General features: G+C 70.7%; 26 protein-coding genes. 9 read left to right on the top strand and 17 right to left on the bottom strand.

What is annotated here, in order from left to right; translation table 11 throughout:
* Positions 1–229 precede the first annotated feature (229 nt).
* A complete protein-coding gene (locus ACFU95_RS35430) occupies positions 230–382 on the top strand; it encodes a hypothetical protein (protein WP_383836586.1) in 153 nt (50 codons plus the stop codon).
* A gap of 66 nt (positions 383–448) precedes the next feature.
* Positions 449–1708 carry a tetratricopeptide repeat protein gene (locus ACFU95_RS35425; RefSeq protein WP_383836583.1) on the top strand — a complete coding sequence of 420 codons (1260 nt, stop codon included), beginning with the start codon at positions 449–451 and terminating at the stop codon, positions 1706–1708.
* A 148-nt stretch (positions 1709–1856) separates the two neighbouring features.
* Here the strand turns inward: ACFU95_RS35425 and ACFU95_RS35420 are convergent, their stop codons facing one another.
* Together ACFU95_RS35420 and ACFU95_RS35415 are read right to left on the bottom strand one after the other, a co-directional pair.
* Complete coding sequence (locus tag ACFU95_RS35420) at positions 1857–2120, bottom strand: hypothetical protein (protein WP_383836580.1); 264 nt, start codon at positions 2118–2120, stop codon at positions 1857–1859.
* 11 nt (positions 2121–2131) lie between these two features.
* Entirely contained in the window at positions 2132–3220 is a 1089-nt protein-coding gene (locus tag ACFU95_RS35415) for an FAD-dependent oxidoreductase (RefSeq protein WP_383836577.1), read from the bottom strand.
* A 371-nt stretch (positions 3221–3591) separates the two neighbouring features.
* On the opposite strand from ACFU95_RS35415, the gene ACFU95_RS35410 reads away from it, so the two are divergent.
* Positions 3592–4746 (top strand): pentapeptide repeat-containing protein, encoded by a 1155-nt coding sequence (locus ACFU95_RS35410; RefSeq protein ID WP_383836574.1) that lies wholly within the window; start codon positions 3592–3594, stop codon positions 4744–4746.
* Between the two features lie 50 nt (positions 4747–4796).
* Here the strand turns inward: ACFU95_RS35410 and ACFU95_RS35405 are convergent, their stop codons facing one another.
* The 5 genes from ACFU95_RS35405 to ACFU95_RS35385 all read right to left on the bottom strand — a co-directional run bounded on the left by ACFU95_RS35405 (position 4797) and on the right by ACFU95_RS35385 (position 8518).
* Entirely contained in the window at positions 4797–5120 is a 324-nt protein-coding gene (locus ACFU95_RS35405; protein ID WP_383836571.1) for a hypothetical protein, read from the bottom strand.
* Between the two features lie 112 nt (positions 5121–5232).
* Positions 5233–5937, bottom strand: coding sequence for a GntR family transcriptional regulator (locus ACFU95_RS35400; RefSeq protein WP_383836568.1), 705 nt, complete (start codon positions 5935–5937; stop codon positions 5233–5235).
* Between the two features lie 34 nt (positions 5938–5971).
* Positions 5972–6475 (bottom strand): flavin reductase family protein, encoded by a 504-nt coding sequence (locus ACFU95_RS35395; protein WP_383836565.1) that lies wholly within the window; start codon positions 6473–6475, stop codon positions 5972–5974.
* A 26-nt stretch (positions 6476–6501) separates the two neighbouring features.
* A complete protein-coding gene (locus ACFU95_RS35390; protein ID WP_383836562.1) occupies positions 6502–6927 on the bottom strand; it encodes an ester cyclase in 426 nt (141 codons plus the stop codon).
* Positions 6914–8518: a BCCT family transporter gene (locus ACFU95_RS35385; RefSeq protein ID WP_383836559.1), complete on the bottom strand. Its 1605-nt coding sequence runs from the start codon at positions 8516–8518 to the stop codon at positions 6914–6916. Before ACFU95_RS35385 ends, ACFU95_RS35390 begins: the two co-directional genes overlap by 14 nt.
* 241 nt (positions 8519–8759) lie before the next feature.
* Between ACFU95_RS35385 and ACFU95_RS35380 the strand changes: the two genes are divergently transcribed.
* Genes ACFU95_RS35380 through ACFU95_RS35355 form a run of 6 tightly spaced genes read left to right on the top strand, consistent with a single transcriptional unit; the run spans position 8760 to position 13425 of the window.
* Entirely contained in the window at positions 8760–9386 is a 627-nt protein-coding gene (locus ACFU95_RS35380; RefSeq protein ID WP_383836556.1) for an amino acid synthesis family protein, read from the top strand.
* The gene (locus ACFU95_RS35375; RefSeq protein WP_383836553.1) at positions 9383–9934 is read left to right on the top strand and encodes an amino acid synthesis family protein; all 552 of its coding nucleotides are present in this window, start codon (positions 9383–9385) and stop codon (positions 9932–9934) included. The genes ACFU95_RS35380 and ACFU95_RS35375 overlap by 4 nt, the downstream gene beginning before the upstream one ends.
* Before the next feature lie 7 nt (positions 9935–9941).
* Positions 9942–10673, top strand: a complete 732-nt coding sequence (locus tag ACFU95_RS35370; protein ID WP_383836550.1) for an alpha/beta fold hydrolase — start codon at positions 9942–9944, stop codon at positions 10671–10673.
* Positions 10666–12153, top strand: a complete 1488-nt coding sequence (locus ACFU95_RS35365; protein ID WP_383836547.1) for an aldehyde dehydrogenase — start codon at positions 10666–10668, stop codon at positions 12151–12153. Before ACFU95_RS35370 ends, ACFU95_RS35365 begins: the two co-directional genes overlap by 8 nt.
* Before the next feature lies 1 nt (position 12154).
* Positions 12155–12385 carry a 4-oxalocrotonate tautomerase family protein gene (locus ACFU95_RS35360; RefSeq protein ID WP_383836544.1) on the top strand — a complete coding sequence of 77 codons (231 nt, stop codon included), beginning with the start codon at positions 12155–12157 and terminating at the stop codon, positions 12383–12385.
* A complete protein-coding gene (locus ACFU95_RS35355; protein WP_383836541.1) occupies positions 12382–13425 on the top strand; it encodes an LLM class flavin-dependent oxidoreductase in 1044 nt (347 codons plus the stop codon). The genes ACFU95_RS35360 and ACFU95_RS35355 overlap by 4 nt, the downstream gene beginning before the upstream one ends.
* A gap of 6 nt (positions 13426–13431) precedes the next feature.
* On the opposite strand, the gene ACFU95_RS35350 is transcribed toward ACFU95_RS35355, so the two are convergent.
* The 10 genes from ACFU95_RS35350 to ACFU95_RS35305 all read right to left on the bottom strand — a co-directional run bounded on the left by ACFU95_RS35350 (position 13432) and on the right by ACFU95_RS35305 (position 26692).
* Complete coding sequence (locus tag ACFU95_RS35350) at positions 13432–13845, bottom strand: cytidine deaminase (protein ID WP_383836538.1); 414 nt, start codon at positions 13843–13845, stop codon at positions 13432–13434.
* A gap of 76 nt (positions 13846–13921) precedes the next feature.
* Entirely contained in the window at positions 13922–14845 is a 924-nt protein-coding gene (locus ACFU95_RS35345; protein WP_383836535.1) for an SDR family oxidoreductase, read from the bottom strand.
* Positions 14842–15897 (bottom strand): ROK family protein, encoded by a 1056-nt coding sequence (locus ACFU95_RS35340; RefSeq protein WP_383836532.1) that lies wholly within the window; start codon positions 15895–15897, stop codon positions 14842–14844. The genes ACFU95_RS35345 and ACFU95_RS35340 overlap by 4 nt, the downstream gene beginning before the upstream one ends.
* Positions 15878–16252, bottom strand: coding sequence for a cupin domain-containing protein (locus ACFU95_RS35335; RefSeq protein WP_383836529.1), 375 nt, complete (start codon positions 16250–16252; stop codon positions 15878–15880). The genes ACFU95_RS35340 and ACFU95_RS35335 overlap by 20 nt, the downstream gene beginning before the upstream one ends.
* Positions 16249–17415, bottom strand: a complete 1167-nt coding sequence (locus tag ACFU95_RS35330) for a sedoheptulose 7-phosphate cyclase (protein ID WP_383836526.1) — start codon at positions 17413–17415, stop codon at positions 16249–16251. The genes ACFU95_RS35335 and ACFU95_RS35330 overlap by 4 nt, the downstream gene beginning before the upstream one ends.
* Positions 17387–19489, bottom strand: a complete 2103-nt coding sequence (gene malQ, locus ACFU95_RS35325; RefSeq protein WP_383836523.1) for a 4-alpha-glucanotransferase — start codon at positions 19487–19489, stop codon at positions 17387–17389. Before malQ ends, ACFU95_RS35330 begins: the two co-directional genes overlap by 29 nt.
* Positions 19486–22542 (bottom strand): HAD-IIB family hydrolase, encoded by a 3057-nt coding sequence (locus ACFU95_RS35320; protein WP_383836520.1) that lies wholly within the window; start codon positions 22540–22542, stop codon positions 19486–19488. The genes malQ and ACFU95_RS35320 overlap by 4 nt, the downstream gene beginning before the upstream one ends.
* 13 nt (positions 22543–22555) lie before the next feature.
* Positions 22556–23476 carry a carbohydrate kinase family protein gene (locus tag ACFU95_RS35315; RefSeq protein ID WP_383836517.1) on the bottom strand — a complete coding sequence of 307 codons (921 nt, stop codon included), beginning with the start codon at positions 23474–23476 and terminating at the stop codon, positions 22556–22558.
* Entirely contained in the window at positions 23473–24606 is a 1134-nt protein-coding gene (locus ACFU95_RS35310) for a sugar phosphate nucleotidyltransferase (protein WP_383836514.1), read from the bottom strand. The genes ACFU95_RS35315 and ACFU95_RS35310 overlap by 4 nt, the downstream gene beginning before the upstream one ends.
* Entirely contained in the window at positions 24599–26692 is a 2094-nt protein-coding gene (locus tag ACFU95_RS35305) for a glycosyltransferase (RefSeq protein WP_383836512.1), read from the bottom strand. The genes ACFU95_RS35310 and ACFU95_RS35305 overlap by 8 nt, the downstream gene beginning before the upstream one ends.
* Position 26693: the final 1 nt, after the last annotated feature.

Here is a 26693-nt window from a genome sequence, read left to right as displayed (position 1 = left end):
ACGACACACGGCTCCTCAGCCTGCCCACCACCAGCCACAGAAAGCGAAACGGCCCACCGACTCCGTCGGCGGACCGTCACGAAAGATCGAGGTTAAGGATCATGTCCAATGTTGTCAATTAATTGACAACCCTTGTCACAGAAGGCCCACCATGGTTAAGTAAGGCCAGTTCGCAGGCTCAAGAGAATTGCCAAACGGCAGACAGACTGCAACGTCTCCAGGGGGAGTCATGAAGCAGCGTATGAGGCTGAAGATTGCGGCGCTTGCTGGACTGTTAACGGTGCTGACGGTTGGCTTCGGAGACCTTGAGACATCCATGGCGTGGGGCCGAACGATGTCCACCCCGAAGGCAATCGTGAACGACGAGATCGACTGGCCGTAGTCGAAAATGCCAAGCGGAGTCAAAAAGATGACATACATTTGACAGGACGCTCGACCGGATAGCAGGATGTCGGACATGCCTAGCGGAATCGACCAGATCCTGCAGCAGCCTTCCTTCGGACATCGACTCCGGGCACTTCGTGTCGCCCAGGGCTTGTCGCAGGTACAGCTCGCTGGCGGGGAATTCTCTCCCGCATACCTGTCGAGGCTGGAATCTGGCACCCGGCCTCCCACCGAGCGCGTGATGTCCCACCTCTGCAAGAAGCTCAAGGTGTCCCTTTCCGCCTTCCACACCACAGCGGGGAGCGCCCTGACCCGAGCCCTCGCCGCCGTCACCTCCGTCGGAGAGTCGCCGGCCATGGCCGCAGCACTGGAGGAAGCCCTTCTGCAGGAGCAGGATGCCGACCCCGTGCTGCGCTGGCAGGCGCAGTGGGTCCTCGCCCGCTGCTACCAGCAGCAGGGAAGAGTGAGCGAGGAACTGGCCCTGCTCCAGGAGATCACCGCACTCGGCGACAGGACCGGCCTGCCGGAGCTGCGCTCCCGTTCGAGGGTCAGACTCGCGCGGCTGCTGCGCGCCTCGGGTGACTTCAACCAGGCACGCACTCGCGTGGAGGAAAGCCTGACTCTCGCCGAAGAGCACGGCCTCCCTTACCGGGACGTCGTCGAGGCACTGCTCACCTTGATCTCCGTCGACGCGGAGAGCGGGCAGACCGCCCAGGCACGGGCGAACGCGGACCGGCTGATCGAAACGCTCTCCGAAGAGCTGCCCTTGCGCCTCAAGGTCGAGGCGTTGTGGACTACCGCGACCGTGTGCGCGCGTCAGGGAGACCACGAGGCGGCCATCGAGCCGATGACGCGCGCTCTGGAGATACTGCCCAGCAACGAGGACCCTGTGCTGTGGATGCGGCTGAGGCTCGCCGCGGCATCGATGTACCTGCGCATGGTCTCACGGGACACGGGCGAGGCACGGACTCTCCTGGACGAGGCCGCCACCGTGGCCCAGATTGTCGGCATGCCCGTCCATCAACGCGAACTGCTCCTCCTTCAGTCCCAACTCGCCTTCCACGAAGGGCGGTACGAAGAGGCTCGGGAGCTGTGCGACCGCCTCGGCGAGCGGCCTGACGGCATCGGCGTGCGTGACCAGATGCGTCTGGACGTTCTGCGGAACCAGATAGCGATCATCGAAGGCGACCATGCTGCCGCCGTGGTCGAGCTCGAACGCATCGCCAAGGAGGCGCAACAGTCCGCCAACACCGAACTGTCGGCGGAGGTATGGCGCGCGCTGGCCGAGGCCCTACGGCTGACAGAAAGGGCCGGACGCCACTGATTCCCTGCGGTTGCCGTCGCACTGGAGGGCGTCGCCGGGGCGCAGGGTGTAGCTGGACTTGCCGTGGCCATAGACCATGACGCCTTCCAGCATGTACAGGAATCGGTGCCCGCGTGCTGGAAGAGCGGGAAGACCTCGCTCTGCTCGGTCAGCGTGACCAGGAGGGCGTCCACGCGCTCGTGGGCGCCTCGCAGGGAGCCGAGTTGGGCGTACGCGTGGCCGGCCTCGGTGCCCGCCGGACGATCCGGACGCCATGACCGGCGCGGACGAACACGGCCTCGCGTTCGTCGTCCATGCCGCGGAACAGGGCCGTGACCGGGACGTCCAGACCGACTCGCGGGCCCTGGACCGCGATGACGCGCTCCAGGGCCTTGTCGTCGGAGTCCTCCACGGGGGTGGGGTGCTCGCTCACCGGCGAATTTCCTAGCCCGCGCGGTCCAGTCTGAAGCGGGGGTGGGGATCAGCGTGGCCGGTGGCGAGGTCGGCTGCCATCGCGCCGATGAGCGGGGCGAACTTGGCGCCGTGGCCGGAGCACGCGGAGGCGATGACGAAGGGGCCGTGCCGGTCGAGGACGAAGTCCTCGTCGGGGGTGGTGGTGTAGAGGCAGGTCGCTTCGGCCACCGGGTCGGGTTCGAGACCCGGCAGGCGCTCCCGCACGAAGCCGCTCACCCGTGTCCGGGACGCCGGGTCGACGACCCTGTCGCGAGTACGGGCCGTGGTGGGGGTGCCTCGGTCGTGCTCGGCCACCTTTACCGCGGGGAACGGGCCGCCGTCGCTGCCCGAGGGCAGGCCGTACAGGTGAAGCTCACCGTCCCAGATCAGGGTCGGCCACCGGACGGACGGGTCGCGCTGCCGGAAGTGGAAGACCTGCTGCTGGGTCACCCGCAACTGCGGTAGCGGGACGGGGAGTTCGAGGTCCGGCAGCCAGGAGCCGGCCGCGATCACCACCGTGTCGGCGACGATCTCGCGGCCGTCGTCGGTGTGCAGGAGGGCCTTCTCTCCTCCTCGGACGTCGATGCCCGTGACACGCGTGCCGGTGATCGCTCGTGCGCCGTGTTCGACGGCCCTCCGCACGCAGGCCGCGACGGTCTCGTCGGCGTTGACCACACCCGCGTCGGGGTGGTGGAGCACCGGACCTGTGAAGTGGATGTACGGCCAGCGCTCCGACGCGGCCTCCGGACCGAGGACTTCGTGGGGTACTCCGGCCGCGGCAAGGAGGTCGGCGATCGCCTCCGGGTCACGTTCCTCGCCCATGTCGAGGCCACCGGTCGTGCGCAGCAGAGGAGTCGAGCTGTCGTCTTCCAGCTCGCGCCACTGCTCGTACGCCTTCCCGGTCAGCCGTACGTAGAAGGGGTCGGCGTACGCCCGCCGGACGATCCGTGAGCTGCCGTGCGAACTGCCGTGCTTGTGGCCGATGGCGTAGGCCTCGATCAGGGTGACCTCGTGGCCGCGGCGGGCCAGTTGCCAGGCGGTGGCCGCGCCCATCAGCCCGGCACCCACAACAGCGATCACAGCCCCTCCCCCGGGATCCAGCCTGTGCCCGCGAGCGGAACGCGGGCCATGGCGGCGGACTCGATGGTAAGCGCGACCAGGTCCTCCGGCTCAAGATGCGGCGGGTCGTCACGCGCGGGAAGTTGGCAAGCTGCTCGTCGAAGTACCCGGCGGCGGAGCCGAGTTCGCGGTACTCGGCGTCGCACCTGGGGTGGTTGGCGCCGAGCGCGATGAGGGCGGCCGTGCCGGTCGGCAGGATGGGACCAGACCACTCGGGCCCAGGCAAGCCTCACAACTCACCCAGCCCATACGGCCGTTCTCATGTCACGGGCCACTGGCACAGCACTCTTGATCGTCTTCTGAGCGGCGCCTAGGCTCCCATGCCCATGGAGATGGGGGTACCAGACCGCGGGCGACGGGCATGGCACGACGGGCTGGTCAGGCGTCGGGTAGCCGCAGGTCTGCTGGCCGGGGCGGGGCTGGTCATTCTGGGCACGGTGTTCGTCGTCATGCCAGGGGTGGTGGTCGACCACGATCTCGCCGGGGCGAGCGTCGCCGCGCAGGATCGGCTGAAGGCGGTGAACGATGTCCGTACGACGCTTCTGCAGGTGGTCGGCGGCCTGGTCGTGCTCTTCGGCGCGTACGCCACCTGGCGGCAACTGCGGGTGAGTCAGGACGGTTTGCGCGCCACCCAGGAGGGCTACGTCACCGACCGATTCAGCCGGGCCGTCGAGCAGCTGGGCAGCGACAAGCTGGATGTGCGCATCGGCGGGTTGCACGCGCTGTGGCGGATCGCGGAGCAGTCCGCCCGCGACCGGGAGGCCATCATCTCCATCCAGGCCGCGTATCTGCGTACACACCTGCCCTGGCCACCCGCCGGGCCGGAATCACCGGCGGCGGACGTGCCCATCAACGACATCGCACCCCTGGAGACCCGCGCCGCCGACGCCCAGGTGGCGCTGACCGCGCTCGGCGTACTGTGCCGGCACCGGGAGCAGTCCTGGGTCAATCTCAGCATCACCGACTTGCGCCGGGCCGACTGCGACGGACTGTGGTTCCCCGAGGTCAACTTCGACCGCGCTTGCTTGGAGGCGGCGGGCCTGTACCACGCCAATCTGACCCAGGCGTCCCTGGTCTCGGTCAATCTGCGGCACGCCGACCTCACGACTGCGATTCTCCGCCGGGCTCGCTGCATTCTGGGCGACCTACGGGCCGCGAAGCTGGTCGAAACCGACTTGCGTGACGTCGACTTCACCGAGACCGACCTGCGCGAGGCGAACCTGCGCAAGGCCGACGCCCACGGCGCGGTCTTCCACCGCGCCGACCTCCGTATGGCCGACCTGCGCGGCACCGACTTGAGCACCGCCAACCTTCTCGAAGCACGCCTGACCGGCGCCCTGGCCAGTGAGCACACCCGCTGGCCCGCCGACTTCGACCACACGGCCGCCGGAGTCGTCGACACCGATGACCCCGGCCCCGAGCCCTCGCCCCTGCTCCAGCCACCCGGGATGACGTGGCAGGCACCGCCGCTGAGGTCCGCTCCCTGACCAAGACGCGCCGGTCAGGACTGCGGCGACCGCGATGCGCCTGACCGGCGTCACTCCTCGTCAGCGGCGTCCTGATCGCCCGGAGCCCGAGGCCGCCAGGCAGGTCCGGGAGCTGATATCGCTCCCAGTGTTCTGCCTCGACGTACGGTCGCAGTGCACGAGCGCGAGGCCCGGTTCGACGAAGGGATCGGCGTGTAGGAGCGGGCGTCGGGGTGGGCGATGACATCGGGGTCGCCGGGCTGCCGGCCGAGCGCGCCGGTCGCGTACCCGGCGAAGCCGACGCCCTCGTCGCGGAGTTCCTCGACGGACTGGACCCGGAGGAGCTTGGCACAGCTCGGCGAGATCGGGACGTCCGTTGCCGGGTCGGTCGTCATGGGCGGTGGAAGGTCCCGTAAGCCGAAGGGCCGGGCACCACCTCCTGAGAGGCGGGACCCGGCCCGGACGGCCGTCAGGTGACGGCGGCGGACGACGTGTCGGGCAGCGGCATCAGGAACCCGCGGTGCCGGACCTCCCGTGCGGACCGGCGATGGGCAGCCCCGCCAGCAGCGCACGTCGGCTGGACCTGACGTGCTCACGCATCACGTGCTCGGCGCTGTCGCCGTCCTTCTCCAGGATCAGCCCCAGGACGAGGTGGTGCTCACGGTCCGACTGCAGCGCGCGGCCCGGCTGGCTCAGCGACGTGTTCACCAGGCGGGAGTAGGCCAGCTGGTTCATCAGCATCCGGTAGTGGGCCTCCAACTTGCTGTTGTCGGCACCCGAGATGAGCAGGTCGTGGAACTCCTGAACCAGTTCCGCGTACCGCTCACGATCGTCCCGCTCCACCGCGTCATCGGCCTCGCGCAGGTTCCGCTCGAGCAGGTCGATCTCGGCGACCCGACCGCGCCGGGCGAGGAGGCGGGCAGCCGCGCCCTCCAGGAGTTCCTTCATCTCGAAGAGTTCGGTGATCTCGCGACGGGAGGGGGTGGTGACGAACGTCCCGACGCGGGGGCGGATCTCCACGAGCCCTTCGGTCTGCAGCTGCTTGAGGGCTTCACGTACCGGCGTACGACTGACGCCGAACTCCTCCGCGAGGGCGAGCTCCGAGAGCGGAGCCCCCGGCTCGATGTCTCCCTTGATGATCCGCCGGCGCATCTCGGCGATCACCCTGGCCTGCATCGACCCGTTCTTCGGTTCGCTCTGTTCGCGATTCACCGAACCCTCCTCCGTGTCCCGAGCCGCCCGCCGGTCATCCCAGCGGCGCGAGCGCGCCGCCGTCGAAGAACTTACCCGCGCTGTAGACCATCGGAGGACGCTCGCAGACGGTGGCGTGCACCACGCGGCAGATGAACACGGTGTGCGTGCTGGCCTGCAGCCGCTCGCGGATCTCGACCTCCATCTGCGCACTGCTCCGGGCGATCAGCGGGCTGCCGAACGGGCCGCCCTCCCACTCCACCTTCTCGAACTTGTCGGTGGCCTTGCTCGCGAACGTACCGACGACGTCCAGCTGGTCCGTGGACAGGATGTTGATCGCGAGGTGGCTCGCGCTGAACAGACAGTCGTGGGTGGAGGAGGTGCGCTGGACGCACACCATCACGGTGGCCGGGTCGAGCGAGATGCTCGAGAACGCGTTCACGGCCAGCCCCCTGGGCGTCTCCCCGTCCATCGCGGTCACGACCGTGACACCGGTGACGAACTGCCGGTTGACCTGCTTCATCACGTCGAGGTCGGGCTTCGAGGCGAGCGGGGTCATGAAGGTGCTCCTTGTCATGTTGATCGTCAGTCCTGTCCCACCCGGATGACGCCCAGCGCCGAGAGCAGCGAGCGGGCATCCCACGTCACGTGCTCCTCGACGATCCGGTCCCCCTCGAAGCGGGCGAACGTGGCGCCGCTGACCTCGACGTGCCGTTTGGTGGCGGGCACTCCGAGGAGCGAGTTCTGGTGGGTTCCGGTGCTGTGCCAGCGGATCGCGGCCCGGTCGCCCTCGACCACGATGTCGTCGATGGTCGTCACCAGGTCCGGGAAGGCCGACCGGGTCGAGACGATCGAGGCCTTGAAGGCCTCCAGGTCCTGCGGGTGCGGGTCCTGGCCGTGCCGGAGGTACGCGGGGCTCAACAACGCGTCGAGGGCATCGACGTCACCCTGGCCCCAGGCCCCGGTCCACGCCTTCTCGATGAGTCCACGACGGGCGTCAGAGTTCGGCACCGGTCATCTCCTTTCTGTCTGCGCTCAGCTCCTTCCAGAAGGACACCGCCAGGCCGGCGATGATCACCAGGAAGGGCAACGACGTCACGATGACGGTGTTCTGGAGGGCGTTCAGTCCGCCGGCGAGCATGAGGACGACGGCGGTGACACCGGTGAGGACGCCCCAGAGGATGAGCACCGAACGGCGCGGGGTGAGCGATCCGTTCGAGGTCATCATGGACAGCACGTAGGTGTTGGCGTCCGCGCCGGAGACGAAGAACATCACGACCAGGATGATGGCGATCACCGAGGTGACCGAGGCGAGCGGGTAGTGGTCGAGAGTCGCGAAGAACGCGCTGTTGATGTCGGCCGCGGTCTGCTTGGCGATGTCGCCCTTCTCGAACATGTCGATGTGGATCGCCGAACCGCCGAACACCGTGAACCAGGTGAAGAAGACCACGCTGGGGACGACCAGTACGCCCATGATGAAGCCGCGGATGGTGCGGCCGCGCGAGATGCGGGCCAGGAAGACGCCGACGAAGGCGCCCCAGGAGACCCACCAGGCCATCATGAAGTAGGTCCACCACTGCATCCATTCGAGCCCGCCGAACGCGGTGCCCTGGAGGCTCATCCGGAAGAAGTCGGTGGCCCACTGGCCCACGGACTCGATGTACAGGTTCGCGATGAACACGGTCGGGCCGACGACCAGCATGAAGACGAACAGCGCGATGGCCAGCAAACTGCTGCCCTGGCTCAGGAACTTGATTCCCTTGCTGACACCGGTCACCGCCGAGAGCGTGAAGATCGCGGTGACGGCGGCGATGATGAGCACCTGGCTCACGTTGTTGACCGGCATCCCCCACAGCCGGCCGAGACCGTTGTTGACCTGAAGGGCTCCCAGGCCCAGGGAGGTCGTGGTGCCGAAGAGCGTCGCGAACACGGCGAGCACGTCGATCGTCTTGCCGATCGGCCCGTCGACACGGTCGCCGAGCAGCGGCCTGAACATCTGGCTCACCAGGGTGCGCCGGCCCTTGCGGTGGGTCGAGTAAGCGATGGCCAGACCGAAGACGGCGAAGATCGCCCAGGCTTGCAGGCCCCAGTCGAAGTAGGAGTACTGGAGGGCGCGCACCGCTGCCGCCGGAGTGTTCGGATCGGCGAGACCGTGCGGTGGCGTCGCCAGGTGGGAGATCGGTTCGGCGACGCCGTAGGAGACGAGTCCGATTCCCATGACCGCGCTGAGGATCATGGCGAACCAGGTGATGGTCGAGAACTCGGGGCGGTCGCTGTCCTTGCCCAGCCGGATGTCGCCGGCTGGGCTGAAGGCCAGGAACACCAGGAAGACCAGGATGGCGAGCGTCACGACCAGGTAGGACCACCCGAACGTGGCCGTCACCCAGTTCAGCGAGGTGTTGGTGACGTCGTTCAGGTTGTCAGTGAAGAGCACCGCCCACGCTACGAAGACGGTGGAGATACCGAGCGAGGTCCAGAAAACGGAACCGAGTCTGCCGCCGCTGTCGCGGTCGGCGTAGGTGCCGTCCGTGGTGCTTTCCCCACCGCTCCCCGACGACGTCGCGGGCGTTGTCTCCTCGCCCGTTCCAAGGTGACTGGACATAGAACTCCTTGGGTCCGGGGCACGATGGCCATCCGGTCTGGCATACAAGCAGCAGTAAGGCACGCCACAGATGGAGCGTCAAGGGTTCGGTGCCGCGGAATCGCGTCACGACTTGACTTGCCGCCAATAAGCCCAGGTCATTGACCTAAAGGCGTTCCCGTAAGGGATCCGGACGCACTCTGCGCATGCCGTCGACTTACCCCTTGACCTATGCAGGAAGCGACACCTATCGTCCTGTGGCATGCAAGAGCGTATGGATCACCTCGACGAGAGCATCGGTCTCCGCAAGCTCGTGCTCTACCGAGACGTCGTCCTGACCGAGGCGGGAACGGCACCCGCGCGGCCCGCCTGGCGTGCCAGCGCCGCCGCGGTCATACGGAACCCGTGGGTGGGCACCGGCCCCTCGGCTGATCTGTCCCTGATGCAGGAGCGCATCGCGCCGGTGCTCGCCACCCTGCTCACCGACCGGCTCATCGCCTCCCTGGGCGGCGTGGACCAGATCGAATCGTTCGGCAAGGCGGCCCTCGTCGGTACGGCGGGCGAGATCGAGCACGCCGGCGCCCTCATCCACACCCCGTACTTCGGCAACCTGGTGCGGGAGTTCCTCCAGGGCGAGTCGATCATCTGCTTCGCCGACACGCGTGCCGAAGCGGGTGAGACGCTGGTCGTGCCGCTCTGGCACAAGACACACGCCTCGACTCGCAGTCACTACCAGACCATCAGTGCCCGCGTCTCCGACGCCCCGCGCCCGGACGAGATCGTCGTCGTCGCGGCCGCGTCCACGGGGCCGCGCCCGCACCCCCGGATCGGGGACCGCATGACCGACCCCGTCGTCACCACCGAAACCCTGGAGGTTGTCGCCCCATGAGCGTCCGCAAGATCGTGACCGTCGTCGAGGAGATCCGCACCGAGGGCGGCCGCGCGCTGGACCGCCCCGCCCGCATCGCCGTCGTCGCAGCGGTGATCGAGAACCCCTGGGCCGGTCAGGGCTTCGTCGAGGATCTGGGTCCCGGCATCGACGCGCACGCCTCCGACCTCGGCGCGCTGCTGGCCCCGGCCGTGCTCGACGCGCTGGAGGCGCCCGCCGAGGCGTACGGCAAGGCGGCCATCGTGGGCCTGGACGGTGAGATCGAGCACGGCTCGGGGCTGATCCACACGCTCAAGTTCGGTGACCACTTCCGCAAGGCCGCGAACGCCACCACCCTGCTGCCCGCGGTCGAGAAGCGCGGGCCCGCCGGTGTGGTCTTCGACATCCCGCTGAAGCACATCACCGACGCCACGATCCGCTCGCACCACCAGACCATCGAGGTCCGGATCAGCGACGCCCCCCACCCCAACGAGATCGTCATCGCGCTCGCCGCGGCCGCCCAGGGGCGCCCCCAGCAGCGTCTGGCGCCGCTCTCGACCGAGCAGTAGGCCATACATGAGCAAGCCCACCGTGGTGCTGCTGCACGGCGTGGGGCTCGACCACACCATGTGGGAGCCCACCGCCGCGCTCCTGGCCGACCGTTTCCACGTGATCTCCCCCGACCTGCCGGGCCACGGCGAACGCCCGCCGGTGCGCGAACGAGTGATCCTCTCCGACCTGGCCGACGGGGTGGCCGGCGAGATCCCGGCCGGCTCGCACCTGGTCGGATTCTCGCTGGGCGCGCTCGTGGCACAACACCTGGCGCTGCACCGCCCCCAGCTGGTGGCGACGCTGACCTCGGTCAGCTCGGTGTGCCGGCGCACGACCGAGGAGCGGACCTCGGTCCTCGCCCGGCTGCGCACCGCGGAGGCCGACTTCACGGCCAGCGCGACCGCATCCCTGAAGCGGTGGTACGAGGGCACGGACGTCGACGCCGGCTGGGTGGCCCGCACCGAGGCCGCCCTGCTCTCCAACGACATCGAGTCCTTCCTCGGCTGCTATCGCGTGTTCGCCTCGGCGGACGCGGAACTCGGGCCGTACCTGGGCCGCATCGCCGTACCGGCACTGGCTGTGACGGGTGAGAACGATCCGGGCTCCACTCCCGAGATGACCCACCGGCTCGCCGCGGCGCTGCCCGACTGCCGTGCGGTGATCGTCCCCGAGGCGCGTCACATGCTGCCCGTCGAGCGTCCCCAGGCGCTGGTCGACTCCCTCACGACCTTCCTCGGAGAGTGTTCACATGTCTGACCTCACCACGTTGCAGCACTTCATCGGCGGGACGTCGGTCGAGCCCGCGTCGGGCGAGTACTTCGAGAGCACCAACCCCGCCACCCGCGAGGTCCTCTACCGGGCCGCGCGCGGCGACGCCGCCGACATCGACAAAGCCGTGGCCGCCGCGCGCGGGGCGTTCGAGGACCCGCGCTGGCGCGACCTCAGTCAGACGCGACGCGGCCACCTGCTGCGGCGCCTGGGTGACCTGATCGCCGAGAACGCCGAAGACCTGGCGCGGATGGAGACGCAGGACAACGGCAAACTGCTGCGCGAGATGCGCGGCCAGCTGGCCACCCTGCCGGAGTATTACTACTACTACGCCGGACTGGCCGACAAGATCCACGGCGACTTCATCCCGACCTCTGACCGGCAGGTCCTCAACTACACGGCCCGGGAGCCGCTCGGTGTGGTCGGAGCGATCACGCCGTGGAACTCCCCGCTGACGCTGACCAGCAGCAAGCTGGCGCCCGCGCTCTGCGCCGGCAACACCGTCGTGATCAAGCCCTCGGAGTACACCTCGGCCACCGTCCTCAGGCTCGCCGAGCTGGCGGTCGAGGCGGGGTTCCCGCCGGGCGCGGTGAACGTCGTCACCGGTTTCGGCGCCGAGGCCGGGCAGGCCCTGGTCGACCACCGCGACCTCGCGAAGATCTCCTTCACCGGCAGCACCGCCACCGGGGCGCGTATCGCCGCCGCGACCGCGAGCCGCTTCATCGGCTCCACGCTCGAACTCGGCGGCAAGTCCCCCAACATCGTCTTCGAGGACGCGAACATCGCGAACGCCGCGATGGGCGTCGTCGCCGGCATCTTCGCCGCAGCCGGGCAGACGTGCATCGCCGGCAGCCGGGTCTTCGCGCACCGGTCCGTCTACGACGAGCTGCTGGAGCGGGTCTCGGAGCGCGCCCGGAGCATCGTCATCGGCGACCCCCTGGACGAGAAGACCGAGCTCGGCCCGCTGGCCTTCGAGGACCAGCGTGACAAGGTCGCCGGGTACGTCGACCTCGGCCGCGGCGAGGGCGCCCGGGTACTGACCGGCGGCCGGGCCACCGACGGCGGTCTCGGCGGGTACTTCTACGAGCCGACCGTTCTCGTGGACGTCGACAACAGCATGCGCGTCGTACGCGAGGAGATCTTCGGCCCCGTCCTGGCGGTCATGCCGTTCGACACCGAGGACGAGGTCGTACGCCTGGCCAACGACACCGAATACGGTCTCGCGGCCGGCGTGTGGACCACGAACCTCTCCCGGGCGCACCGGATGGCATCGCGCCTGGAGGCCGGCACCGTGTGGGTCAACACCTACCGGGCCATGTCCCCGATGTCACCGCGCCAGGGCTTCAAGACCAGCGGGGTCGGTGTCGAGCACGGCACCGAGACGATTCTGGAATACACCCGGCTCAAGAGCGTCTGGATCAACACGAGCGAGGAGCCCGTGGCCGATCCGTTCACCATGCGGAGCTGACATGCCACAGATCGCCATCACCCTCGCACAGGGCCGTACCCCGGATCAGATCAGGGACCTGATGCACGAGGTGCACGCCGCGGTCCTGCGCACCGTGAACACCCGGCCCGAGTACATCCGCGTCGTCGTCCACGAGGTCCCCCGGACGCACTGGGCCACCGGTGACGTCACCCTCACCGAGATGGACGCCGCCGGAACCCCGGTCCCCACAGCACATGAGGAGCAGTCATGAGGTTTTCGTTGTTCGTGCACATGGAGCGCTGGGACGAGGAGGTCAGCCACCGGCAGCTCTTCGAGAACCTCTCCGAACTCGCCCTGATGGCCGAGGCGGGCGGGTTCGGCACGGTATGGATCGGCGAGCACCACGGGATGGAGTACACCATCTCCCCGAGCCCGATGCCGCTCCTCGCCCATCTGGCCGCGAAGACCTCCACCATCCGCCTGGGCGCCGGCACCATCATCGCCCCGTTCTGGAACCCGATCCGGGTCGCCGGCGAATGCGCGCTGCTCGACGTGATCAGCGACGGCCGGATGGAGGTCGGACTCGCCCGCGGTGCCTACCAGTTCGAGTTCGACCGCCTGGCGGGCGGGTTGCCCGCCGCCGACGGCGGGAAGCACCTGCGGGAACTGGTGCCCGCCGTCCGCGCCCTCTGGCAGGGCGACTACGCGCACGACGGCGAGATCTGGCAGTTCCCGACCTCGACCAGTGTGCCCAAGCCGGTGCAGCAGCCCACGCCGCCCATGTGGATCGCCGCCCGCGACCCCGCCTCCCACGACTTCGCGGTGGCGCAGGGCTGCAATGTCATGGTCACCCCGCTGATGAAGGGCGACGAGGAAGTCGCGACCCTCAAGGAGAAGTTCGACACCGCCGTGGCGAACCACCCGGAGGTGCCGCGTCCCGACCTGATGGTGCTGCGCCACACCCACGTCCACTCCCCCGACGAGCCCGACGGCTGGCGCCCGGCCGCGGAGGCCGTCAACCGCTTCTATCGCACCTTCGACGCCTGGTTCGGCAACAAAGCCACCCCGCAGAACGGGTTCCTGCCGCCCAGCCCGGAGTCGAAGTTCGAAGAACGCCCGGAGTTCCGTCCGGAGTCGCTGCACAGGACCGCGATGATCGGCACCCCGGCCGAGGTCATCGAGCGGCTGCGCGCCTACGAGGAACTCGGCGTCGACGAGTACAGCTTCTGGATCGACAACAGCCTCCCGCACGAGGAGAAGCGCAAGTCCCTGGAGCTGTTCATCAAGGAAGTCATCCCGGCTTTCCAGTAGGTCCTCCTACTCGGCGTCGAGCTGGTGGTCGGCCCAGACATAGCTCTCGGGCAGCAAGTCGGCGACGAGGACAGTACGGACGCGGTCGTCATTGCCGACGATGACCTCGAGGGCGGGGAAGTAGTCGAGGAGGACTTGCCGACACCGGCCGCACGGGGGGACAACCCCCCGGTCGCGGTCGCCCACGGCGACGATCGTGTCCAGCTCGTAGGCGCCCTGGGCGGCTGCCGCGCCGATGAGGACCAGCTCGGCGCAGGGGCCTCCGGTGAAGTGGTAGGCGTTCACCGCGATGATGATCCGGCCGTCCCGGGCGCGGGCCGCGGCTGCCATGGTGTGGTGGTCGCCCCGGCAGCGAGTGCGGGCGACATGCGCCGCGGCCTGGATCAGTTCGTGGTCGACGGGGTGGGTCCGCGTGGTCATCTTCTCTGCCTTCGTCAGGTGTCAGGCGACGTTGACCCGCGTGACGAGGGTGCGCAAGCGAATATCGACGGTGAGTTCAGCACTCGGTCCCGAACGCCGCCGCCAGGCTTCGGGCGCCCTCGCGCACTCCGCGTACGGCGATCGCCTCCGTGGCCGGCAGTCGGCCGAGCAGGGAGCTGCGCAGGCAGGTGTTCTCCGGGCGGGAGGCGTACCGGGTGCCGGCCCGCGGTGTCGGAACGACCAGCTGCGGCGGCGCTCCCACCTCCTCGGCGACGACCGAGGCCCACGCGGCACGGCTCACCCGATCCGGGCCGCCGAGGTGCAGGACCGGCGGGACGGGTGCCTCGGTGCACAGGACCGCCGCCGTCACCTCCGCGACGTCGTCCACGTGCGCCGGCGTCGTCCACTGATCGTGCGGCGCCGTGACGGGCTCGCCGCGCAGCAGCCGGTGCGCGCACGCGGCGAAGAAGTTGAGCCATTTGCCGGCGTCCGCCGGTTCATGGCCGTAGACGAGGCTGACCCGCAGCACCACCACGTCCGCGGCAGCGCCGAGAAGACGTTCCTCCGTGCGTAGCTTGGCGCGGCCGTAGGCGTTGGCCGGCGAGGGCGGGGTGTCCTCGGTGTTGCCGGGGCGGGACCCGTCGAAGACGTTGTCGGTGGAGATCATCAGCAGACGCGCGTCCCCCGCCGCCGCGGCGAGGTTGGCAGCCGCCGCGGTGTGTGCCGCGACGGCCCGCTCCGGGTGCTCCTCGCACCAGGTGACGTCGGACGGGCCGTGCACCAGGACCACACGCCGCGGTCTCAGCCGGGCCGACAGCCGGTCGCACGCTTCGGCGTCGGTGGCGTCCAGGGCCTGCCACCGCACGCCACGGGTGTCCGGCAGATGGCCGGGACGGCGCCGTGAGGTGACGGTCACGGCCTCGCCTCGCTCGGCCAGCCGTCGCGCGACAGCCGTGCCCACGAAGCCACCGCCCACGACGAGCGTTCCTCCGGCGCTCATCGCGCGCCTGCCGGGACGGGCCGCGACATGCGGTGGGCCAGCAGCCTGCCGACACCGATCAGACCGTGGTCGTCGTCCGGTCTGCCCAGCGACACCAGAGCGTCGACCGCGTCCGCGTCGAGCCCGAAGCAGCCCAGCCGTACCAGTTCGTCCACCAGCAGCTCCCGGTAGCGTTCGCCGACCGCGAGGGCGAAACCGCCCACCAGGATGTACCGGCACACCCCGATCGACGTGAACACGGCACCCACCGCCTGCGCGAGGTGAGTGAGAGTGCCGCGCAGCACCCGCGTGGTGAACGCGTCGCTCTCCCGCACCGCGGCGGCGATCGCCGGGTTGTCGACGGCGTCGGCGCGGCCGTCGCACAGGACGGCGAGCCGGGAGCGGGCGAAGCCCGTCGGATCGGCGTCCGCCGCGCGGCGGGCCGCGGCCAGCACGCCCCGCCCGGACGCGATGGCGCCGAGATGGCCGCGCCCACCGCAGTCGCACAGGGGTGCCGTCGGAGCGGGGTCGCACACCCAGTGGCCGAGTTCACCGCCGTGTCCGTCCGCGTCCAGCAGCACCTCGCCGCCCCGGAAGACCTTGTTGCCGATGCCGGAGCTGACCGTCAGCAGACAGAACGGCTCGGTCTCGGTCGCCGCGTAGCGCCACGCGGCGGCGGTCAGGTCGTTGACGACCACGACCGGCGTACCGATCCGCTCCGTCAGCAGCCGCCCGAGCGGCAGCGGGTGGCCGCGCCGCCCCCATACCGTGGGAGCGGCCAGGACGAGGCCGCCGGCCGAGATCGGTCCGGCGAAGGCCACGCCGACGGCCTGGGGCGGGGAAGTGCCGGCGTGCCGGGCCGTCTCCTGGACGATCTGGTCCACGACTCGGCCCTGGAGGGCGGCCACGGAGTCCCGCGGATGGCGGACCATGCCCTCGACCGGTACCCGGCGCACCCGGGAGAGGGTCTCCGTCGCCGGGTCGTAGCTTGCGGTGCGCAGCGTCGTGCCTCCCACGTCGAGCACCGTGAACACGCCGTCACCGGCTGCGAATTCAGACTGCGGGATGGTCATGGAGCTCCTCCTCGAAGACAAGAAGCCACAGTTCGGCGGCCGAGTCGTTCACGAGGCCGTGTTCTCCGTAGGGACGGTTGACGACGACGTCGCCGGCACCGACGCGGAACTCCGCTCCGTCCCGGTGCATCAGGCCGCTGCCGCTGAGCACGATGTACGTCTCGCGGTCCCGGCCGTGCCGGTGGCGCCCTATGGACGTGCCGGGGGGCAGCACGGCGATGTCGATGAACTCCGCTCCGGGGGCACCCTCGGCACGGGTGAACACGCGGTGGGCGAGGATCGTGCCGAGCCCGCCGTGGTCGTGCTCCTTGCCCGTCAGGAGCTGGTCGAGGTTCACCACGTCGTCGGCGCTCATCGCGTGCCTCCCTCATGCGCCAGGGCGTCCAGTGCGGCCCGCAGCACGTCGGTGGGGATGTCCTCCAGCTGCTCCACGAAGTCCGCCTTGCCGATGCCGGTCGGCACCACCAGGTGCAGCTTGCGTCCCCGGCGCTGCCAGGACGCCCTGAGTGCCTGCGTCATCAGCTCGGGTGTGCAGGTGTCCGGGTCGAACACGGGCAGGCCGATGCGGCGCAGCAGGTTCACCACCCGCTCGCAGCTCTCCTCGTCGACGAGCCCCAGCAGCCGGGCCAGGTGTGCCGACAGGGCCATGTCGACGGCGACCGCCTCGCCGTGCTCCAGGCGGTGGCCGCCCGCTGTCTCGATCACCGGGCTGAAGGTGTGCCCGAAGTCGACGAGCCGGGCCAGGTCGTGCTCCCTGAGGTTGGGGCACAGCTCTTCCATCATCAGTCGCATGGAGGTGCGCACGATGTACGTCTCCAAGGCGCCGTCGGAGGAGCGCTGGAAGGCGTCCGGGTGTTCCTCCAGCGCCTGGAACAGGTCGGGGTCGAGGATCACGGCCATCTTCACGATCTCCGCCAGGCCGCAGCGGATCTCCCTCGCCGGCAGGGTGGCGAGCAGGGCCGGGTCGTTGAGCGAGGCGTGCGCGGGGTGGTAGGCGCCGAACATGTTCTTGGTGTTCAGGGCGTTGACGCCGGTCTTCACCCCGACGCCCACGTCCACCTGTCCCACCAGTGTGGTGTTGACCTTGATGTAGCGGATGCCGCGGGAGTACATCGAGGCGGCGAAGCCCACGACGTCGGCGACGATCCCGCCGCCCACGGCCAGCATCACCCCGTGGCGGTCGAGGCCGGTCGTCTTGGCGACGGCGCACACCCGCTCCACCGACGCCAGTGTCTTGCTCCGTTCGCCGCTGTCGACGGTGTGCACACTCCAACTACCCGGTTCCAGCCGGGCGTCGAGGTAGGCGCGCAACCGATCGCCGTAGAGGCGGTCCACGGTGGGGCCGACGAAGGCGACCACACGGCGTCCCGCCACGTACCCGGCGAGCAGCGGGTTGTGCGGGTCGAACACTCCGTCGGTGACGTCCACGCGGTACTGCGTGCCGTCCGGTGCCAGCAGGTCGAAGCCTCCGGAGTCCTCACGGACTCCCTCAACTCGCGCAAGGGCCTGGCCTGACATCTCTCTCCTCGGTCTTCGTTGCGTTCGGTCCGCCGCCGGTGAACACGCGGGCGACGGCCTGTACGTCGGGATGGCCAGGAAGGTCTTCCAGCGGAACCGGCCGGCCGTGCCGGTCCGCCACCGGCAGCCGCCAGTTGGGGTGCACGTCCGCGGTGCCGGGAAGGTTCTGGGGCCGGCGGTCGCCGGTGGCGTCCGGCAGCCACACCCCGAGCAGCGTCGACGGTGTACGGGTCAGGAAACGGTGCAGGGCGACGGTCTCGCCCTCGGCGTCGGGCAGCAGCCCCAGCCGGCGCAGCTCCGCCAGCCATCCGTCCCGTTCGGCCGCCGCCTCCGCCTTCTCCTCGGCTTCCGGGCGGGTCAGCAGGCCCAGCCGGGCACGCAGGTCGACGTGCTCGCCGGTCAGCCAGGCCGCGGTGGTCGGCAGGTCGTGGGTGGTCAGCGTGGCCAGACAGTTCGCGCGCCACCGCTCCGGCGGCAGCGGGCCGTGCCGTCCCTCGGACCCGCCCTGGTACTCGAAGCGCTGCACCGAGGTGCCGAGGACCCCGCGCGCGGCCAACCGCTCACGGACTCCGCCCTCAACGGTGCCGAGGTCCTCGCCGATCACCGCGACCCCGGCCCGGTGTGCCTCCAGCAGCAGCACGCCGAGCATGGCCTCGGCGTCGTAGCGGACGTACGTCCCCTCGGACGGCGGTCGGCCCTCGGGCACCCACCACAGCCGGAACAGGCCCATGACGTGGTCCACGCGCAGGGCACCGGCGTGGCGCATGCCGGCCCGGAGCAGCCCGGCGAGCGGCCGGTACCCTTCGGCGGCCAGGGCGTCGGGCCGCCACGGCGGCTGGCCCCAGTCCTGGCCGAGCGGGTTGAAGTCGTCCGGTGGGGCCCCGACGCTCATCCGGTCGGCCAGGCAGTGCTGGAGCGCCCAGGCGTCGGCCCCCTCGGGCGCGACGCCCACCGCGAGGTCGTGCACCAGGCCGATGTCCATGCCCGCGTCCTTCGCCGCCCGTTGCGCCGCGGCGAGCTGCTCGTCGGTGATCCACGCCAGCCACTGGTGGAACGCCACGGCCTCGGCGAGTTCCGCCCGTGCCGCGGCCACCTGCGGCGAGCGCGGGTCACGCAGCCCGTCGGGCCAGGAGCGCCAGGCGCCGCCGTGCACCTCGGCCAGCGCGCACCAGGTCGCGAAGTCCGTCAGGTCCTCGCCCTCCCGAGCGACGAAGGCCTCCAGTGCCGCCAGGCGACCGGGCGTCGACGGCACCTCGTACACCCGGCGCAGCGCCTGGTGCTTGAGGGCACGCACGCTCTCGCGGTCGATCAGCGACTCGCCGCGCAGCACGCGCTCGTTGAGCACCCGGGCCCGGGCGGCGCGGGCGTCCACCGCACGGCGGGCCTCGCCGTACAGATACCGGTACTCCGGCACGTCCTCCACGCGCACGTGCATCGGATCCGCGAAGCGCCGCGAACTCGGCCGGTACGGTGAGGGGTCGGGCAGCGGTCCGGGTTCCACCGCGTGCAGCGGCCCCAACTGTACGAAGGCGGCGCCCAGTTCACGGCCTGACCAGGCGGCCAGTTCCGCGAGGTCGGCCAGGTCGCCCATGCCCCAGGATCTGCGGGAGAGCACCGAGTACAGCTGGATCAGGAAGCCCCAGCCGCGTCGCTCGGGCGCGGGAACGCTATCGGGCACCGCCAGCAGCGGTGCGGACGCCTGGCGTCGGCCGGCCCGCACCTGGAGGACGTGTGCGCCGGGTGGCAGGGGTGCGGTGAGCGACCCCTCGCCCCCGCCCTCCAGTGCGACGCGGGCCTCGGCGCCGGGTGGCATCCGCAGGGACGGGACCGAGCCCGCGCGGACCACGGCACAGGCCGGCAGCAGCCGGTGCGTGTCCGCCGCGCGCCGGGCGGCGAGGGCTTGCCTGGCCGTGTCCGGTGTGCTCGCGTCCACGCCGCACGCGGCCAGCACAGAGACCAGAGTGTCCGCGGCGACGGTGACCCGGTGACCCCGGTCGGTGGTGTACTCGGTGCTCACGCCGTGCGCGCGGGCCAGTTCCCGCAGCGGGGCGTCGGGCGGGGTGCGCGGGGTCACGGTCCTCCCTCCGCCGGAGTGAAGAGGCGTTCAAGGACGGAGGCGACTCCGTCCTCGTCGTTGCCGGGGGCCACTTCGTCGGCCATGGCCCGCAGATCGTGATGGGCGCCCGCGACGGCGACTCCGTGCGCGGCCCAGGCCAGCAGCGGGATGTCGTTGGGCATGTCGCCGAAGGCCACGGCGTCGGCGCCGGTGCATCCCAGCAGTTCGGCGGCGCGCGCGACGCCGGTGCCCTTGTCCGTGCCCGCGGGCAGCACCTCCACCATGCCCTTGACGGAGTGCACCACGCTCACCTCGCCGTCCGTCAGCTCACGGGTGACGGCCGCCAGCCGGTCCTCGTCGACCTCCGGGTGATGCAGGATCAGCTTGTCGATGGGCGTGGTCCACAGCAGGTCACGGTCGGTGGTCAGGTCCCAGCCGTGGCGGACCCGCTCCCCGAAGCCCTCGGTGACCTTGAACCGGCTCTGGGGCGGTGAGGTGACGATGCCCAGTTCGAGCCGGCCGAGCGCCGCCTCGACCCGGTCCACGACGCTGCGGGCGAGGTCGCGGTCCAGTGACAGCGAGGACAGCAGCCGGTCGGCTCCCGCGTCGTACAACTGCGCGCCCTGGCCGCACACCGCGAGCCCCTGGTAGCCGAGGTTCTCCAGGATGTCCTTGCAGGCCACCGCCGGCCGTCCGGTGACCACCAGATGATGGGCGCCGGACGCGGCGACCAGGTCCAGGGCCCGTCGGGTCCGCGCGGACACCGTCATGTCGGTGCGCAGCAGCGTTCCGTCCAGGTCGGTCGCCACCACCCGGAACGCGGGCGTACGGGCCGCTACGGCGTCCCATACGACCCGGCCGGAGCGCAGCGTGACCATGGCCACGGCGTGGCCCGCGACGGGCGGCCCGTCCAGGGTCCCGGTGAACACGCCGTCGCCGTCGGCGGTCAGCGGCCGCAGGGCGGCGCCGGTGGCGGGGGGTGCCGGTTCGTCCGAGGCGAGGATCTCGGCATCGGACTCCAGCGCGGCGACCGGCACGCTCTCGTTCGTGGTGGTCCCGGCCGGTGGCGTCAGGGGTGCGTCGGCCACCAGCTCCACCCGAGCCGCTTCGGGGTGGGCGTAGCGCACCCGCCAGGTGCCGTCCGGCTGGGCTGCGAGGCGGAAGCGGCTTTCCAGCCGGGCGCTCAGGTCGGGCCGCACGGCCCGCCGGGCCAGTTGGGCACAGCGGGCGAAGTCCGCCCTGCGGTACGCCGATGTGAACAGCCGCTCCCAGGTGTCCGGGTCCAGGTCGCCGATGTCGCACCCGAGGGCGCGGGCGAGGGCGTCGGCGTCACCGCGTTCCGTCGCCGCCCGGATGATCAGGTCCCGGTGTTCGGTGTGGGCGGCGGAGGGCAGCACGTCCAGCCAGCCCCGCTCGACCAGTTCGCGGACCGGGAGCCGTGTCCGCTCTCCGCGCAGGAGCCGCTCGTAGGCCGCGAGGCGCACCTCGGCGCTGCGTGCCCAGGTGAACGAGCGGCCCAGGCGGCGGGCGTTGCCCGACAGTCGGGCGTAGGTGTCCGGGGCCGTGCGGAAGACCGTCACGGCCTCGCGTATTCGCTCCGTGAGGGCACGGGCCAGATCCTGGTCGTCGTCGCGGAAGGAACCGGGCACCGACAAGCCGGTCGCGTCCGGGTCGTCGAGGGGCCGCTGGTGACCGAAGTGGGAGGTCACCCGCTGGGCCGTGGCGACGGGCACGGCACCGCAGGCCATGGCCTCGGCCTGGGCGATGAGGAAGCCGTCCAGCTCGTACTTGGAGGGGAAGAGGCAGAAGTCTGCGCTCGCGGCCTGGCTGAAGAGCGTCTCCTCGTCGGCGAGCCGCCAGTCCAGGTGCACCTGGCCCGGGTGCCGGTCGGCGAGCCGCTGGAACGCGGCGTTCGCGACGACCGCAGGACCGTCCCCGCCGCCCCCGGTCGCGCAGCGGATCACGAACCCGACGTCCGGGTCGTCGGCCACCACCTCCTCCACGGCCCGCATCAGCTCCAACTGGCCCTTGTGATGCACCGCGTAGCGGGCCGCGTGGTAGAAGACCGGCCCGGACACGTCCAGGCCCAGCTGACGGCGGACCGCCGCCCGGTCCACGGCCTGGGGGTCGCGTGCCAGCCAGCTGTCCGCGATGCCGCATCCGCCGGCCACGAGCCGGTCCGCGCGTTCGCGCAGCCGGCGGGCGACGGGCAGTGCGGCGAACAGGGCCTCGACCGGGGTGTCCGCCCAGGTGACGTAGTGCTCGCGCTGGCCCGGGGAGACGAAGTCGATCAGATCCGCGTCGGCGGCGATCAGCGGGAACACACCGACGTGGTCCGGGCCGTGCTCGATGTGCATCCGGGTACCGGCCAGCGCCCGGGCCATGGTGGCCGCCGGGGTGTCCTCGGCGGGTGGCGGCCCGTCGAGCGCGTCGAGGTCCGCGCCGTGTACGCCGAACAGTTCCAGGAGCCGTTCCACCTGCGGCCGGTACACCTTCTGGGTGACCGGGGCGTTCGCGGCGACCGTGCTCACCGTCCGGTAGCGGTCGTCGTCGGCGAGGACCGCGGGCAGCAGGCAGTGGTAGGCGGGCTCGAAACCGTGCACGATCGCGGGCCCGTTCCCCAGGTACCGCCGCAGGAACCGCAGGCCGTCCACCTGGAACACCAGCGGCTTGAAGAACGCCAGGTCGCGTCCCTCGGTGGCCGGGGGCGGGTAGAGCCGGTCCGGCAGCAGGTCGAGGTGGGCGTCGGACAGCAGGTACACGTCCACGCCGTCCAGCCGCAGCAGATGCGCACGGGTGTCGAGGGCCAGCGGGATCTCGGCGGGCTGGTCCGGCCACACCTTGGGGTCCGGCACCAGCGGCACCGTGTGCGTGTCGCGGTAGTCGAGTTCCCGTACGTCGTACCGCTCCCCCAGCGCCTTCAGGTGGCCGTGCGCGGGAGTGATCAGGGAGACGCGGTGGCCGCGTGCGGCGTACTCGCGGGAGAGGTTCCAGACGAGCGGGGAGAGGCCGCCGCGCATCAGCCGGTCGTCGAAGCCACCGCATTCGAAGGAGAAGTTGATGATGTGCACCCGGGGCGCTCCCTCACTCCGCCGTGCTCGCGCGGGCGCAGGCCGCGCGCAGGCCGGGCAGGTCGATGAACTCGGTGTGGGTGCCGGCGCCGGCACAGGCGAACGCTCCCGACACCGACCCGGCCAGGACGCACTCGTCCATCGGCCGGCCTTCCAGGTGGGCGTGGAGGAAGGCGGTGACGAAGGCGTCGCCGGCGCCGTTGGAGTCGACCACCGGCCGCTCGGGCCGCACCGCGGGGAAGTGCCGCACCTTCGCCTCGCCGCGCACCAGCAGATGGCAGCCGGCCGCCCCGTCGGTGGCGACGACGAAGCGGGCGCGGCCCTCGTCGAGGATGCCGTGCAGCACCTCGTCGAGCCGGTCGTGGATGGCCGCGGCGCTCATGAAGACGTAGTCGGAGGAGTGGGCGTAGGTGCGGTGGTGGGGGTTGACGCCGTCCCAGTCGTGCAGGTCGGTGGAGCTGGTCAGGCCCAGCCGGTGGATGTCCTCGTACAGGTCACGGTTGTGTCCGACGATGGACAGGTGGACATGGCGCGCCCGCTCCAGGTGCGGCAGGTAGAAGGCCCGGGGCAGCCGGAGGTCCGCCGGGTGCCGGGAGTCGTAGAAGGAGAAGCGGCGGCCCTGCGCGTCGACCAGGTTGATGCCGCGCGGCGTGCCGCTCTCGGAGAGCACGTGACTGAAGTCGAGCCCGTGCCCGGCGTAGGCGGCGAGCACCGCGTGGCCCTGCGGGTCGTCGCCGAGGAAGTCGATGAACTTCGTCGTCAGGCCCAGGTTGTGCCAGCCGAGCGCCACTCCGTTGCCGGTGTGTGCCACGTAGTCGTACACCGGGGGCACGTGCAGCGAGTCGCCGGGCGGGATCCGCAGCGCGTCGACGCGCACGACGGTGTCCACACCGGCTCCGCCGACCACCAGGACGTCGTAGTTGGGCAGGCTCATGTACGGGTTCCTTCCATGACGGCCGCGGTGTCCTCGACCCGCTGCACATGTCCGTTCTCCAGGACCACCGCCGAGTCGATGTCCTGACCGGGGCGGATCACGGCGCCGGGCAGCACCACGCTGCGCCGGACCCGTGCGCCCGCCCCGACGCGTACGCCGGGGAAGAGCACGCTGTGCTCCACTCGGCCTTCGTTGACGAGGTCCGCAGGGACCAACGACGCGACCACACCGGAGGCGTCGGCCACCCAGCCGCGATCCACCTCGGGCCGGATCGTGCGGGGCATCCGTTCACTCGGAAGCGCGGCCCGAGGTCCGGCGGCGGCGAGCGTCAGATGTGCCCGGTGGTAGCGCTCGACGGTGCCGATGTCCGCCCAGTGCCCGGCCACCTCGTGGCCGCGGATGTGCTCGCCGGCCGCGAGCATCGCCGGGATGACGTCCCGGCTGATGTCGTGCTGCCAGCCGGTGCCGTCCAGTTTCTCCAGGTAGCGGTGGAGCACCTCGGCGTCGAAGACGCAGAACGCGGCGAACACCAGGTCGCTGGTGGGTTCGGCGGGCTTCTCCACGAACTCCGTGAGCCGGCCGTCGTCGTCGAATCGGACCATCCCGAACAGGTGGACCCAGCGGCGTTCGATGCGCTGGTAGGCCACGGTCAGGGCGGCCCCTGAGGCGCGGTGCTCCGCGATCAGCGGCCCGTAGTCGTACCGGTACACATGGTCGGCGTGCAGGACGAGCACCTGCTCGCGGCCCGGGCCGAAGACATGGGCGGCCTTGCGGATCAGGGCGTCCGCGGTGCCCCGCTCGGCCGGCCAGGTGCGTTCGGGCAGTTCGCCGGGGAGCGCGCCGCCCGCGGCCCGGTAGGCGTCGTCGTACGGCCCGAAGCGCACCCGGAAACCGGCCTGACGGTTCCACACCCGGTGCAGGTCGTCCATCAGCCGGCGCTCCTCGTACTGGGACAGCAGCAGCACCTCCCCCAGCCCCGAGGCACGCGCGTTGTGGAGGCTGAAGTCGATCAGTCGGCAGGTGCCGCCGTACGGGACGAGCGGCTTGAGGCGTCCGGCGCCCAGGGACCCCATGCGGCGTCCCTCGCCGCCCGCGAGCAGGACGGCGCGCACTCCTTCCCGCTCAGCCATGCCGGACCTCGTCCCAGGTGACCCGGCCGGAGGCCAGCGTCAGCAGCAGCCTGGCTCCCGGTTCGGGCGGAGGTCCCGCGAACTCGCCGGGTGCGGTGCGCCGCAGGGCGCGCACCTCGGGCAGCGCCCGGGTCGCCGTGCCGCGCACGGCGGGCGTCACCGTCTCGACCCGCTGGGCGTGCGGCAGGCGGTAGACGAGGGTGCCGTCGGGGGCGGCCGAGCAGCGCTCCCGCAGGTTCCGCGTCTCCGCTGCGGTCGCGGCGGCCGGGAAGCGGTCCACGACCTGCTCGCAGGTGGCGAAGTCGGCCCGCTCCCAGGCGGTCCGGAAGAAGCGTCGTGCTGCCGACTCGTCGAGCGGTGCCCGGCGTTCGTACGCCGCCAGGTCACCGTGCGACAGCGCCGCCCGCGTGGTGATCTCCTCGTCCTTCAGCAGGTCGAACCAGCCGTGCCGCAGGGCCCGTTCGGCGGGCAGCACGGCCGGCTCGCCCCGCCACAGCCGGCCGAACGCGGCCAGGTGCAGGTCCGCGCAGTGTTCCCAGGTGAACTGCCGGGCGACCGTCGCCGCGCGGGCCGACAGCTCCCGGTGGCGGGCCGGGTCCGCCGACCACAGTGTGACCGCCTCGCGGATGCGCGCGACGAGCGCGTCGGTGAGCAGGGGGTCGTCCTCGGTGAAGGAGCGGTTGACGGCGAAGCCGGTGCTCTCCGGCTCCGGCCGGGCGTGCAGGAAGTGCGCCATGCCCTCCTGGGCCGTGGCGACGGGCACCGCGCCGCAGACCATCGCCTCGCCCTGGGCGATGAGGAAGGTGTCCATCTCGAACTTGGACGGGAAGAGGCAGAAGTCGGCGGCCGCCGCGTACTCGAACACCCGTCGCTCGTCCACCCGCTCCGACTCCAGGTGGAGCCGTCCGCGATGGCGTTCGGCGACCTCGCGGAAGTACGGGTCGTCGAGGGGGGCGCCGGAGATGCAGCGCACCACGAAGTTGGCGGCGAGCCCCTCGCCCAGTACCCGGTCCACGGCGCGCATCAGCTCCAGCTGGCCCTTGTGGTTCAGGGCGTAGCGCGCGTTGTGGAAGAAGGTCGGCAGCGCGGGGTCCAGCCCGAGGTCCCCCAACACCCGTGCCCCGTCGACCTCTTGCGGATCCCGGGCGAGCCACTCGTCGGAGATCGCGCAGCCTCCGACGAACATCTTGTGCGCGTTCTCCCGGACGGTGCGGGCGATGGGGAGGTGCGCGAAGAGTGCTTCGAAGGGGGTGTCCCGGAAGGAGGCGTAGAAGTCGAGCTGGCCGGGTGAGAGGAAGTCGATCAGATCGGCGTTCTCCAGGACCAGCCGGTAGGGGGCGACGTGGTCGGGCGGGTACTCGTAGTGCAGATGGGTCAGTTGCTGGTACTGGCGCACCGCTTCCAGCTCCGGCCCGGCCGCGGGGTCCTCGGGCGGGAGGTGGTGTTCGGCGCCCAGGAGGCGGAGGAGTCCGCGGACCTCGGGCGCGTAGACCTTCTTGGCGATCGGCATGTTGCTCTGGACCGTGCTGACGACGAGTTTCAGCGGGTCGTCGCGCAGCGCGGGCGGCAGCAGGTAGTGGTAGTAGGGCTCGTGGGCGTGGACCAGCGCCTTCTCCTCGCCGAACCAGTGGCGCAGGAAGCGCACGCTGTCCACCTGGAAGACCAGCGGTTTGAAGAAGACCAGGTCCCGGCCCTTGGTGGAGTACGGCGGGTAGAAGGTGTCCGGGAGCCGGTCGAGCTGCTCGTTGGAGAGGAAGTACAGGTCCACCCCGTCGAGCCGGATGCGGTGCGCGGTGGTGCGCAGGCGCAGGTGCTCCTCGGCGGGGAATCCGTGCCACACGTCCGGGTCGAGGGCCAGGGGCAGTTCGTACTCGTCGGCGTAGTCGAGGTCCTCCACCTGGTACCTGCGGCGCAGGTCGTCGAGCCTGCCGTGTGCGGGGGTGACGAGGGAGACCCGGTGGCCGCGGGCGGCGAACGCCCGGGACAGGTTCCACAGGTACACCGAGGTGCCGCCCTGGAGGAAGGTGTGGTCGAAACCGCAGCATTCGAAGTAGGTCTCGATGATGTGCATGCGGGACTCGGTCACG

This window comes from Streptomyces sp. NPDC057623 (assembly GCF_042800355.1).
Classification (GTDB): Bacteria; Actinomycetota; Actinomycetes; order Streptomycetales; family Streptomycetaceae; genus Streptomyces.
This window is presented reverse-complemented; position numbering and strand designations above follow the sequence as displayed.